10 protein-coding genes are annotated in these 12,040 nt (G+C 71.0%); 3 read left to right on the top strand and 7 right to left on the bottom strand.

All coding sequences use genetic code 11. The features are described 5' to 3' along the window. Positions 1 to 168 precede the first annotated feature (168 nt). The gene (locus tag ABZ260_RS35090) at positions 169 to 1,794 is read right to left on the bottom strand and encodes an LLM class flavin-dependent oxidoreductase (protein WP_355626262.1); all 1,626 of its coding nucleotides are present in this window, start codon (positions 1,792 to 1,794) and stop codon (positions 169 to 171) included. A gap of 119 nt (positions 1,795 to 1,913) precedes the next feature. Here ABZ260_RS35090 and ABZ260_RS35085 point away from each other — a divergent pair, with 119 nt between their 5' ends. Then, on the top strand, positions 1,914 to 2,459 hold the full coding sequence (locus ABZ260_RS35085) for a MarR family winged helix-turn-helix transcriptional regulator (protein ID WP_355626260.1): 546 nt from the start codon (positions 1,914 to 1,916) through the stop codon (positions 2,457 to 2,459). A 102-nt stretch (positions 2,460 to 2,561) separates the two neighbouring features. On the opposite strand, the gene ABZ260_RS35080 is transcribed toward ABZ260_RS35085, so the two are convergent. The 6 genes from ABZ260_RS35080 to ABZ260_RS35055 are packed head-to-tail and all read right to left on the bottom strand — an operon-like array spanning position 2,562 to position 8,535. After that, positions 2,562 to 3,764, bottom strand: a complete 1,203-nt coding sequence (locus ABZ260_RS35080; protein ID WP_355626258.1) for a hypothetical protein — start codon at positions 3,762 to 3,764, stop codon at positions 2,562 to 2,564. Then, positions 3,761 to 4,705: an ABC transporter ATP-binding protein gene (locus ABZ260_RS35075; protein ID WP_355626264.1), complete on the bottom strand. Its 945-nt coding sequence runs from the start codon at positions 4,703 to 4,705 to the stop codon at positions 3,761 to 3,763. The genes ABZ260_RS35080 and ABZ260_RS35075 overlap by 4 nt, the downstream gene beginning before the upstream one ends. Positions 4,706 to 4,715: 10 nt before the next feature. Further along, entirely contained in the window at positions 4,716 to 5,450 is a 735-nt protein-coding gene (locus tag ABZ260_RS35070; protein WP_350916896.1) for an ABC transporter ATP-binding protein, read from the bottom strand. Then, positions 5,447 to 6,466: a branched-chain amino acid ABC transporter permease gene (locus tag ABZ260_RS35065; RefSeq protein WP_355626256.1), complete on the bottom strand. Its 1,020-nt coding sequence runs from the start codon at positions 6,464 to 6,466 to the stop codon at positions 5,447 to 5,449. Before ABZ260_RS35065 ends, ABZ260_RS35070 begins: the two co-directional genes overlap by 4 nt. Beyond that, positions 6,450 to 7,337, bottom strand: coding sequence for a branched-chain amino acid ABC transporter permease (locus tag ABZ260_RS35060; protein ID WP_355626254.1), 888 nt, complete (start codon positions 7,335 to 7,337; stop codon positions 6,450 to 6,452). Before ABZ260_RS35060 ends, ABZ260_RS35065 begins: the two co-directional genes overlap by 17 nt. 4 nt (positions 7,338 to 7,341) lie before the next feature. Further along, entirely contained in the window at positions 7,342 to 8,535 is a 1,194-nt protein-coding gene (locus tag ABZ260_RS35055) for an amino acid ABC transporter substrate-binding protein (protein ID WP_355626252.1), read from the bottom strand. Between the two features lie 155 nt (positions 8,536 to 8,690). On the opposite strand from ABZ260_RS35055, the gene ABZ260_RS35050 reads away from it, so the two are divergent. Both ABZ260_RS35050 and ABZ260_RS35045 read left to right on the top strand, forming a co-directional pair. Next, a complete protein-coding gene (locus ABZ260_RS35050; protein ID WP_355626250.1) occupies positions 8,691 to 9,749 on the top strand; it encodes a LacI family DNA-binding transcriptional regulator in 1,059 nt (352 codons plus the stop codon). Between the two features lie 448 nt (positions 9,750 to 10,197). After that, the coding region (locus tag ABZ260_RS35045) for a PQQ-dependent sugar dehydrogenase (RefSeq protein WP_355626248.1) at positions 10,198 to 12,040 on the top strand (1,843 nt) is incomplete at its 3' end.

The raw sequence follows: 12,040 nt of genomic DNA, 5'->3' as shown, positions 1-12,040 counted from the left end.
TTCTGTCCTGAGACACCCTGGCCCGCCTCTCACGGGTCAGGCCTCCCGCTTCACCGCCGGTCGCCGGTCGCCGGTCGCCGGTCGCCGGTCGCCGGTCGCCGGTCGCCGGTCGCCGGTCGCCGGTCGCCGGTCGCCGGGAGAGCCCTACCCCGAACCCGCGCGTGGCGTTCAGTGCAGGCCGAGCCTGGCGAGCGGCTCGACCAGTTCCCTCTCCTCGTACGACAGGTGGGACAGGAGCGTGTCGGTGAGCAGGTCCATGGCCGCCCGCAGTTCCTTGTGACCGTCCGGCCGGCCGACGAAGGCGACCAGCGCCCGGTCGACGCCTTCGAGGACCTCGTGGATGGCGTGGTGCTCCTGCTGGAGGCGGTCGACGACGGGCGTGAGCCTGGGGTCCGAACGGCGCAGGTGCGGGAAGAGGCTCTGGTCCTCCAGGGTGTGGTGGGTCGTGACGACGCGGCAGTAGGACTCGCAGTACGTGCCGACCGTCCAGTTGTTCTGGCGCATCGTCATCGTGTTGATGTGCGAGCGTGCGGCACCGGGATCCATGGCACCGGTGGTGACCTGGTCGACGAGCCCGCGAATCTCGGTGAGCTCCTTGCGAAGGTGGTCGTGGATGTCGACGAGGTGCTGTCCGGCCGCCCGCTGCCGGGCGGTGTAGGTGCGATCCGGGTCGGGATCAGGACCTGTCGGACGGGTGCTCTCGTCCCAGACCTGGACGTCGGCGAGCCGGACACCGTCGTCCGGGGTGGGCGTGACCCCCAGGGCGGGAACCGCGCCCCTGACCTGGGCGGGCGAGGTGCCGGTCGTTGACGTGCCGCCGACCCGGACGGGCGGGACGACGGCCGCCGACGTGCCGCGTACCTCGGCGTCGGCGGCCCCGGACCGGTCGGCGGCGGACGGCCCCGAACCGCCGCGCTCGGCCTCGACGAGTTCGCGGACGCCGGGAACGACCTCGGCGGCGAAGCGCCGGATGTCGTCGGGGTCGTCGCTCGCCAGGATGTAGGCGCTCATCCCCTGGGTGAGGGTGAGCTCGGCGAGTTGCTCGGCCCAGACGTGCGCCGGCCCCTGGAGGAAGTCGCCTCCCGAGCCGGTGAAGGCGCCGGAGATGTTGTACAGGCGCCGGACGTCACCGGGTGAACGTCCCGCATCGACCGCGGCCTCGTCGATGGCGGCGTTCATCGCCGGGAGCGCGTCCAGGGCGGCGTAGGCGCTGCTGGGCAGCCAGCCGTCCGCGAGCCGCCCGGTCAGGTCGAGCATCCGCCTCTTGTAGGCCCCCAGCCAGATGCCGACGTCGTGGGCGGGTGCCGGGCCGGGGTGGGCTCCCCAGACGCGATGATACCTACCGTCGACCCGTACGGACCCGCCGCCGGTCGCCCAGACGGCCCGGATGACCTCGATGCCCTCCTTGAGGGCGTCGACCCCCTGCGCCGCGTTCAGCCGGGGGCCGCCGACGGCGGCGATGGCGTCCCAGAAGGCACCCGCCCCGAGCCCGAGCTCGACCCGGCCGCCGCTGAGGATGTCCAGGGTCGCGACGCTGCGGGCCAGCACCGCCGGCGGGCGCAGCGGCAGGTTCGCCACGTTCGGCGACACCCGCACCGTCGAGGTGCTCGCCGCGATGACCGACAGCAGCGTCCAGGTGTCGAGGAACCGCGCCTGGTACGGATGGTCCTGCACGGTCACCAGATCCAGGCCGACCTGCTCGGTGAGCTGGGCGAGCGCGACGACCCGCTGAGCCTGCTCGGCGACCGGGGTCAGGAAGGTTCCGAACAGCAGCTCGTGCCCGTAGTCGGCCATGTCTCTCCTTGGAACGTCATGTCGGATGTGCGGCACCATGGCACGACAGATCGTATTTAAAACAGATAGATTGTCAAACAGAAGGTCTTTTTCACCTTTAGTACTGATAATCTGGCGACATGCCCGCAACCCAACGTCCCGGCATGGAGACCTCGGACGCCCTGGACAGCGACCTGGGCTGGACCCTCGGGGTGGTCTTCCGCGCCTACGTCAGGACGGCGAACGCGCTGGTCAGCCACCTTCCCGGCGGGCCCAGGGGCTACCAGGTGCTCACCGCGGCCGCCCAGGAGCTCCCCGGCGGCCAGGGAGCGCTGGCGCAGCGCCTCGGCGTCGACAAGACGGTCATGACCTACCTGCTCGACGACCTGGAGCAGGCCGGCCTGGTCGAGCGCCGGCCCGACCCCGCCGACCGGCGCAACAAGCGCATCGTCGCCACCGAGCGGGGCAGGGCGACCTGGGCCGACACCCAGACCCGGCTCGAACACGCCGAGGAGCACGTCCTGGCACCGCTGGACCCGGCGGACCGCTCCGTCTTCCGCGAGCTGCTGAGGAAGCTGGCCATCCAGGCCAACACCCTGGACCCGGTGCACGACACCTGCCGGCTCGTCGCCGAACTGGCCCCCGACACCACTCCCGCCAAGCCCCGCCGCGCCCCCCGCCGCTGAACCCAGGCCTCCATCCACGCCGAGGCTGACCTCAACGAGGCCTGAGTACGGCATCTTTGACGGGCGTTCCGACCGGGACGCGCACCGTGTCAGGAAACCGTGTCAGGAAAACGCCGCGGGCCTGCGCCCGAAGGCATTGAGCGCAGTGGCGGCGAGAGCCAGGGCGAGGCCGGCGACGGAGGCGGCGGGGACGCCGAGGAGGGCCAGGGCGGTGGCCGTGACACCGGCCGGGCCCCACGTCCAGACGGGGACCATGCGGGGTGTGCCGCCCCGGCGGCGGTGCCAGGCCTCGGCGGCCATCGGGACGACGAGCGGGGGCAGGGCGGCGGCCAGCGCCGAGAGCCAGGGCAGGAGATAGAGGTCGAACCGGAGGACGGCCAGCAGCGTGCCGGGGACGGCGACGGTCAGCATGGCCGCGGTCCTGGAGAGGCCGGGCCTGACCGACCTGATCGCCAGAGCGCCGGAGTAGGTGGTGGTCAGGCTGGGGGCGAAGACCGCCGCGGTGACGAAGAGGTTGCCGAACGCCGCGATGTCACCGGTGCCCGCCAGCGTCGCGACCACGTCGGGCGAGCCGGTGCGCAGCCACACCCCGGCGCCGGCCAGGGTCGCCAGCGACGCGGGGACCACCAGCAGCGCCACGCACACCAGCAGGTCCCGCCGCCCGGCGAGGCCGTGGCTGAAGTCCGGTGCCCGCAGCGCGAAGACGGCGACGTACCCGACCAGGACCGCCACGTCCGGCAGGATGCCGCGGACGTCGGCGGTGACCGGCAGCACGGGCGGGCTCAGCCTGATCACGCACACGGCGACCAGCGCGAGCGCCGCCAGCGTGGTGACGACCGCGATCCGGTTGCCCAGCCGGCCGGAGGCGTAGGAGGCGGCCAGGACGGCGGCGGCCAGCAGCACCGCGCCCACCGGTCCCGGCAGGGAGGTCACGGTGCCGAGCGAGGCACCGCCCAGCCCCACGTTGAAACCGTTCCAGCCGATCATGGCCAGGGTGAGCAGGACGCCCACCGCGGTGCGGGCGGCCGGGGAGAGATAGGTGGGCGCGACATCCGTCAGCGTGCCGCCCTCGGCGCGGGACGAGCCCAGGCCCAGCATGCCCTGGCCGTACAGGAGCGCGGCCATGAGCGCAGCGCCGAGCAGGACGGCGACGATCGGCACCGCCCCGCCGTGGCGGTCGGCCATCGCCGCCCCCATGGTGAGCGTCGCCGGTGCGGCGCCCAGCCCGAGCCACGCCCCGGCCGCCCCGGTCCAGCGGCGGCCGGCCCGGCCCGGGGAGGACGGGGCCGGCCGGGAGGACGTCACGCCGGAGTGCTGTCGGCCTCGACCGGCGTCCCCTCCGGCCTCCCGGTTGCGCCTTCCGGCCTCCCGGTTGCGCCCGATGCTCCGGCGGATGCCTCGCCTGTACCGCCGGCTTCGGAGCCCGCGCCGCCGGATTTCCCTGCCTCGCCCTCCGCCGCGGCGGGCGCCGTGCCCGCGCGGTCGGGCGGCCCGTCGGCCTGCGCCTTCCTGGCGGCGCTGCCGCCGAGGTAGAGGGCGCCCAGGCGGGGGTCCTCGACCAGTTCCCTGGCCGGTCCCGAGATGTGCACCCGCCCCAGGTCCAGCACGCAGCCGATGTCGGCCATCTCCAGGGCGCGGCGGGCGTTCTGCTCGACCAGCAGGACGGCGACCCCGGTCTGGCGCATCAGGTCGATCTGCTCGAAGACGGTCGAGGTCGTCTTGGGGTCCAGGCCCATGGACGGCTCGTCCAGCAGAATCACCTTGGGCTCCAGCATGAGCGCGCGGGCGAACTCCACCTGCTTCTGCTGGCCGCCGGAGAGCAGGCCGGCGATGCTCGTCCAGCGCTCGCCGACCACCGGGAAGATCTCCTTGACCGCCTCGATGCGCCGTTTGAGCCAGGCCTTGTCCCGGACGGTGTAGCCGCCCAGGCGCACGTTCTCCTCGACCGTCATCTCGCGGAACACGCTGTGTCCCTGGAGCACGTGGGCCATCCCCTTGCCCAGGAGGTCCTGCGGCGAGGCGCCGGTGACGTCCCGGCCGCCGAGCAGCACCGAGCCCGAGCGCGGGACGAGTAGCCCGCTGGCCACCTTGAGCACCGTCGACTTGCCCGCGCCGTTCGGCCCGACCAGGCAGACCACCTCACCCGTGCGGACCGTGACCGACAGCCCGCGCAGCACCAGCGCCGCCCTGCCGTACCCGGCCTGGACGTCGCGCAGTTCGAGAACGGTCCCCGGCGGAGCCGGCATTTCAGACACGTCAGACACCGAGGTAGGCCTCCAGCACTCGGGGGTCGTTCTGCACGACCGCCGGCGGGCCCGCGGCGATGGGGGCGCCGCGGTCGAAGACGATCACGTGGTCGCACATCCCCATGACCATGTCCATGTTGTGCTCGACGACGAGGAACGTCCGTCCCTCCCGGTTGAGCTCGCGGACGAGGGTGACGATCCGCTCGATCAGCGCCGGGTTGACCCCTCCGGCGGGCTCGTCGAGCAGCACCAGCTCGGGGTCGCCCATGAAGACGGCCGCGAGTTCCAGCAGCTTCTGCTGCCCGTAGGAGAGGTTGCGCGCCTCGGCGTGCTCCAGGTGGTCGATACCGACCCGGCGCAGCCAGTGGCGGGCCCGCTCGACCTCTCCCCGGTCGTGGCTGCCGGCCAGCAGCTCGCGCAGCCGGGTGCGGCGCACCGCCACCAGCATGTTCTCCAGCACGGTCATCCGGGGGAAGACCCGGCAGAGCTGGAAGGTGCGGCCCAGCCCGGCGTGCGCGATGCGGTGCGGCGAGTAGCGGGTGATCTCCCTGTCCCCGTAGAGGGTCCGCCCGGAGTCGGGCCGGATCATCCCGGTGACCAGGTTGAAGAAGGTCGTCTTGCCGGAGCCGTTCGGCCCGATCAATCCGTTGATCTTGCCGTGCACCAGCTCGACCGTCGCGCCGTTCACCGCGGTCACGCCACCGAACGCCTTGGTCAGGCCCTCGGTGCGCAGCGACGTGCTCATCGGGCCGCCTCCTGCAACTCCGCCCGCTGTGCGGCGGTCTCCTCGCGGATCGACGTCTCCGGGGGCCGTCTCCGGCGCAGCAGCTTCGCGGCGGCCGGGATGATCCCCTCGGGCATGAACAGGACCACGAGCACCAGCACCAGGCCGGTCGCGGTCAGGTGGATCTGCGACTCGCCGAGCGCGACCAGGAAGTACTCCCCGGCCGGGGCCACGATGAGCGCGCCGAGCAGCGGGCCGAACAGGTAGCGGACCCCGCCGAGCAGGCTCATCAGCACCATGTAGGAGCCGATCAGGATGGAGAAGACGAAGATCGGGTCGAGGCTGCGGAACCAGACGGCGTACAGGCCGCCGGCCAGGGCCACGAACAGCGCCGACAGCGCGTAGGCGGCGACCTTGAACGCGGCCGTCGGCACGCCGAGCGACTCAGCCTTGTCCTCATCCTCGCGGATGGCCCGCAGGCCGCTGCCGAACCGGGAGCGATCGACGAACCACCAGGTCAGCAGGGTCAGCGCGAGCAGGGCCAGGAAGAGGTAGAAGAACACCAGGTGCGCCTCGCCGCGGTTGAGCTCACGGAACGGCGTGGGCACCCGCAGGCCGGTGGAGCCGCCGGTCAGCGACCGCCAGCCCTGGACCAGCAGGTTCATCATGGAGACCAGGGCGATGGAGACGATCACGAAGGAGGCCCCGCGCACCCGGACCGCGGCGATACCGACCAGCACGGCGAAGAGCGCGACCGCGACGGCCGAGGCGAGCAGCGCGAGGATCCAGTTCCACTCGGCCCGGGTGATCAGCAGGCCGGTGCCGTACGCACCGAGCCCGAAGAACGCCGAGTGGCCGAGGGAGACGTATCCGGTGAACCCGCCAAGCAGGTTCCACGAGGTGGCCATCACCGCGTACATCACGGTGAGCACGCCCGCGTAGAGGAGATAGTTGTTGGGCGCCAGCCACGGGTAGGCCAGGGCGAGGAGCACCCCGAGCGCGACGAGCCCGGCCTTCGTCTTAGAACCGTTGCGCAAGGCGGCCTCCGAAGAATCCCTGGGGACGCACGACGAGGGTCAGGAAGAGGAAGACGTAGAACATCATCGTGGCCCAGGTCGCGTCGACGGTGACCAGCACCAGGCTCTCGATGACGCCGAGCATGAGCGCGGCGGCGGCGGCCCCCTGCACACTGCCCAGGCCACCGACGACGATGATCGCCATCAGCTTGCCGATCCAGGCCCAGTGCGCGGCCGGGAAGAACGGGGTTATCAGGGCGAGCACAGCGCCGCCGACCGCCGCGGTGGCCAGGCCCACCCCGAAGCCGTATCCGGTGACCCTGTCGGTCTTGATGCCCACCAGCCGGGCGGCCTGCGGGTGCTGGATGGTCGCGCGCAGGGACTGCCCGAAGCGGGTCATCCGCAGCACCACGAAGAGCAGGCCGAGGGTGAGCGCGGCGACGCCGAAGGCGATGATGCGGTCGTACGGCAGGTGGACCCCGCCGAGCGACAGCGACTTGGTGGCGTAGTCCATGCTGATCGACCGGTAGGAGCCGGTGTAGACGGTGCCGAGCACGCCCTCGATGATCAGAGCCATGCCGAAGGTGAGCAGCACCGACATCATCGCCATCGTGTCGGAGGCGAGCCTGGAGATCAGCAGCCGCTGGATCGCCACGCCCGCCGCGAAGAACAGCGGGACGGTGAGCGGGATGGTGAGCAGCGGGTCGAGCCCGAGGCGGACGTTGAGCGTGTAAGTGAGGTAGGCGGCGACGATGAGGAACGCCGGGTGGGCGACCATCACCACGCGCATGACTCCGAAGTACAGTGACAGGCCCGAGGAGAGCAGGGCGTACAGGCCGCCGGTCAGCACGCCCAGGACGAGTCCCTGCAGCAGGAGGGAGCCTGACGGCATCAGGTCACCAGTCCTTCTTGGGGAAGACCAGCTTGGTGGTCTGCGCCTTGGAACCCTCGGGCAGCACGATCTGGACCTTGCCGTCCACGTACTGCTGGATCATGTGCGCGGCCTCGGGGCGGCCCTTGTCGTCGAAGGAGAGCGGGCCGACGATGGTGTCGAACGTGCCCTCGCGGATGTGGTCCGCGAGCTTCGTCTGGCACTCCTCGGTCGGGTCGACGCAGCCAACCGCCTTGACCGCGGCCTCCACGATCTGGCCGACGGTGTAGCCGTTGGCCGCGTCCTCGTTGGCCTCGCCCTTGAACATCTCCTGGTAGCGCTTGACGAAGGCGTCGTTGCCGGGGAAGCCGGAGGTGAGCGACCAGCCCACGGGCGACAGGATGCCCTCGACCGCGCCGCCGACCGCCTCGGGGAACTCCTGCAGGGTGGGGCCGGTGGAGAAGGCCGCGAGCTTGGGCTGGGCGCCGAGTTCCTGCAGGGCGCGGACCAGGCCGACGGAGTCCTCGAACTGGGTGCCGCCGACCACGATGTCCGGCTTGGCGTTGGCGATCCGGGCGGCGATGGGGGCGAAGTCGGTGGTCTCCGGCGGGTAGACCTCGTCGGCCACGGTCTTGATGCCGGCCGCGGCGAGCTTGTCGCGCAGGCCGTAGGCGGTGCCCTGGGCGAACGGGTCGTCCAGGGAGGCGTACGCCGCGGTCTTGGGCCGCTTGTCCGCCGGGAGCGCCAGGATGTATTCGGCCAGGTAGTTGTAGTGGTCGCCGGCGATGGCCGGGGCGGCGTAGAACAGGTTCTTGAACCCCTGCTCGAAGACCTCCTTGGCGGCGCCCGCAGGCTCGACGAACAGCATGTTGTAGGACTCGGCGACCTCTGCGGCGGGGATCACCAGGCGGGTCGAGAACGGGCCGAACACCAGGTTGACCTTGTCCTGGGTGATGAGCGACTCGTAGTCGGAGACGACACGGTTGGGGTCGGAGGCGTCGTCCCGGAAGATCAGCTCGACCTTCCGGCCGAGGAGGCCGCCTGCCGCGTTGACCTGGTCGGCCCAGACCTCGTACCCTTCCCGCACACCCTTGCCCGGTTCGGAGAAATCGCCGGTCAGCGGCAGGGAGATGCCGACTTTGACCGGACCGGTGCCACCGCTCTCGGCGGTCGGCTCATCGCCGATGCCGCCGCAGGCGGAAAGGCCTAGAGTGCACATCGCTACCAAGGCAAGGCTTCTGAGGGCGAGGGGAGCCCTTACCATGTCGAACCCTCCAGAGCGTGGGTCGGTTTCGCCTTCGTAAGCGCTTTCGTAAGCGCTTTCGGTTACCATGGCACGCATTACAGCGACGTGACAAGGGGGTAATCCCGCGAATGGAAGAGCGCACAGCCATTCCGCGTCTGGTGGACGTCGCACGAGCCGCAGGGGTCTCGCTGGCGACGGCCTCCCGCGCGATGACCGGGAGCAGCGGCGTCAGCTCCGCGCTCGCGGCACACGTCCAGGCCGTGGCGGCCCAGGTCGGCTACGTCCCCAACAGCCACGCCCGAGCCCTCGCCGGCGGGCAGGCCTCCATGATCGGGCTGATCGTCCACGACGTCGGCGACCCCTACTTCGCCGAGATCGCCCGGGGCGTGCTGCGCGAGACCGAGAGCCGCGGCTACATGGCCATGATCAGCCAGACCGAGCGCGACCCGCGCGCCGAGCTGGCGCGCATCCGCACGCTGCGGGCCCACCGGGTCACCTCGATCGTCCTGGCCGGATCGGGATACGTCGAGGCGAGCACCGAGGTCGGTACCGCCGCCGAGCTCGCGTCCTTCAGCTCGGCGGGAGGCCGCGTGGCGGTGATAGGCCGCCACCACCTGCCGGTCGACGCGGTGCTGCCGGACAACCGCAACGGCGCGGAGACCGTCATGCGCCACCTGCTGGACCTCGGCCACCGCGACATCGGCGTGGTCGGCGGCCCGGCCAACCTCACCACCGTGGAGGACCGGCTCGCCGGCCTGCGGAGCGCCGCCGAGACGCACGGCCTGAGCTGGGAGGCGATCCCCGTCGTACACGGCGACTTCACCCGCGAGGGCGGCGCGTCTTCGACCGCGCAGCTGATGCGCGGGCACCCGGAGCTGACCGCGGTCATCGCGCTCAACGACCCGATGGCCGTCGGCGCGCTGTCCTGGCTGCTGCACGACGGCCGCCTGATCCCCGGCGAGGTCTCGGTCGCGGGCTTCGACGACATCCCGGTGGCCGCCGACGTCTACCCGGGCCTGACCACGGTCCGCCTGCCGATGATCGGCATGGGACGGCAGGCGCTCGAACTCGTCCTCAAGCCTCCCGCCGCCCGCCCCCGGCGCCGGCGCACCGGCCACGAGCTGGTCGTCCGCGCCTCCACTGGCCCGGCCCCCGCCAGGTCCGGGGCGGCCCGCCTCACCCGCTGAACCCGCACCGGCGTACCGGCCCGGCCGCGAGGGCGATTTCAGCCTCGAAGAAACATGTCATTGACGCAGCCGTAATCGTCTCCTACTTTCAGGGAAGCGCTTTCCGGGCGCCCCCCTCGACTGTTAGGTAGGCGGGATGCGGAAGTCCAAATGGTTCCTGCTGACAATCGTCGCCGTCCTCGTAGGCCTTCCCCAAGTGCCACAAGCAGCCGCTTCGTCCGCACGACCGGCGGCCGCGCGACTCGATGAACCGATCACCGATCCGATCCCGGAGGAGCCGATCACATCCGGGCTGGGATTGACCGTCGAAGAGTTCGCCTCATTCCCCAAGTCGGAGCCGACCCCGGCGCCGACCGACCCGCGACTGGTCCGCTGGGCCCGGATCAATCACATCGGCGAAATTCCGGATGGGTCTGGGCGCAAGTTTGTACCTGACCTAAACGGCAAGATGTACCTGCTCGAAAACGGCGCGCCGCACGTCTACCTCGATGTCGGCGCCACATTCGCCCCCGAGTTCTTCTCCGGCCGCGGCCTCGGCCAGGGATTCGGCTTCGCGACCTTCCACCCCGAGTTCCGGAAGAACGGCACGTTCTACACGGTCCACACCGAGCTGGCCTCGGCCACCGCGAAGACCCCGGACCTGACGCCCCAGCCGGGCACCCTGTACCACGGCATCGTGACCGAGTGGACGGCGGACGACCCGTCGGCGGGCACCTTCCAGGGGAGCCGCCGGGAGATCCTCCGGCTCGGGTTCGCGGGCCAGATCCACGGCATCCAGCAGATCGACTTCAACCCGACCGCCAAGCGGGGCGACAGGGACTACGGGCTGCTCTACGTCGCGGTGGGCGACGGCGGCACGGGCGTCCGCAACGACGAGCCCCAGAACCTGGCGCTGCCACACGGGAAGATCTTCCGGATCGACCCGCGGGCCGGGAACAGCGCCAACGGCAGGTACGGGATCCCTGCCGACAACCCGTTCGTCGGCAGGCCGGGCGCGCTCGGCGAGATCTATGCCTACGGGATGCGCGACCCGCACCGCTTCAGCTGGGACCCGGCGGGACGGCACCGCATGTTCCTCGGGCACATCGGCGAGAAGAGCGTGGAGTCGGTCTACGAGGTCCGCGCGGGCGCCAACTTCGGATGGAGCGAGCGCGAGGGGTCGTTCGTGTTCGACAAGGCCACCTCGAACCCCTGCGAGCGCCTCCGCCCGCTGCCCGCCGACGACGAGAAGTACGGCTACACCTACCCGGTGGCCGCCTACGACCACAACCCGCCGCCGGGCTGGAACTGCACCTCCGACGTCGGGCGCGGGATCTCGGGTGGCTTCGTCTACCGCGGCCACAAGGCGCCCGAGCTGCGCGGCAAGTATCTCTTCGGGGACATCGTCACCGGCCGCATCTTCTACACCGCCGAGCGTGAGATGCGCATCGGCGCCGAGCGGGCCCCGATCCACGAGCTCATGGTCTACGACCGGACGGGCAAGCGGGTCACGATGCGGGACCTGGCGGGTGACGCCCGGATCGACTTCCGGTTCGGCCGCGACACCGCCGGCGAGCTCTACATCCTGTCCAAGGCCAACGGCAAGATCTGGAAGGTCACCGGCACGCGGTGGTTCGCCGGCTGCGACGCCGGCCGCACCCGGGTGACCAACGTGACCCGGGCTGAGGACTGGGCCCCCGTCACCCCGGCGAAGTGGCGGTTCCCCGGGAAGGAGGTCGTCCTGGCCGAGGCCGGCCAGTCTCGCCCCGGCCCTCGCCGTCCCTTCGAGTACGCGGTGCTCTCGGCGGGGCCGAAGTTCGGCTCGGTCCGGTTCGACGGCGAGGTCAGGCTGGACACCCCCGTCGAGATCACCAATCGCGATGTGATCGTCGTGTTCGGCTACCAGAGCGACACCCAGTTCTACTACGCCCACCTGTCGACGGATAACACGATCTACCCGCACAACGGGATCTTCGCCGTGAACAACGCCGACCGGGTGCGGATCGAGGATCAGTGGGACGAGGTGCGCTCCAGAGGCGCCAGGCCCGCCGTCACCGACACGCAGTGGCACCGGATCCGGGTGAAGCACTGCGCCGACTCGGGGGAGATCGCCGTGTACGTCGACGGCGCGAAGTCTCCGCTGATGACAGCCGTCGACACCACGTTCACCTCCGGCAGGGTGGGCTTCGGGTCGTTCGACAACATCGGCCGGCTCCGCGGCCTCAAGGTCACCGGCACCCGGGTGGCCACCCCTACCGTGGCCAGCGCACCACTGCCGGCAAGGAAACGACGACGATCCATCTTGCGACTCC

It is taken from the genome of Streptosporangium sp. NPDC006013 (assembly GCF_040614275.1).
GTDB lineage: Bacteria > Actinomycetota > Actinomycetes > Streptosporangiales > Streptosporangiaceae > Streptosporangium.
Note: the sequence above shows the minus strand (reverse complement) of the source record. Positions and strands in the feature narration are given on the sequence as shown.

Coding starts and splice junctions, on each gene's coding strand:
- ABZ260_RS35055 (WP_355626252.1), bottom strand. CDS start 8,535: ATGTGCACTCTAGGCCTTTCCGCCTGCGGCGGCATCGGCGATGAGCCG.
- ABZ260_RS35085 (WP_355626260.1), top strand. CDS start 1,914: ATGCCCGCAACCCAACGTCCCGGCATGGAGACCTCGGACGCCCTGGAC.
- ABZ260_RS35075 (WP_355626264.1), bottom strand. CDS start 4,705: ATGCCGGCTCCGCCGGGGACCGTTCTCGAACTGCGCGACGTCCAGGCC.
- ABZ260_RS35090 (WP_355626262.1), bottom strand. CDS start 1,794: ATGGCCGACTACGGGCACGAGCTGCTGTTCGGAACCTTCCTGACCCCG.
- ABZ260_RS35050 (WP_355626250.1), top strand. CDS start 8,691: ATGGAAGAGCGCACAGCCATTCCGCGTCTGGTGGACGTCGCACGAGCC.
- ABZ260_RS35060 (WP_355626254.1), bottom strand. CDS start 7,337: ATGCCGTCAGGCTCCCTCCTGCTGCAGGGACTCGTCCTGGGCGTGCTG.
- ABZ260_RS35070 (WP_350916896.1), bottom strand. CDS start 5,450: ATGAGCACGTCGCTGCGCACCGAGGGCCTGACCAAGGCGTTCGGTGGC.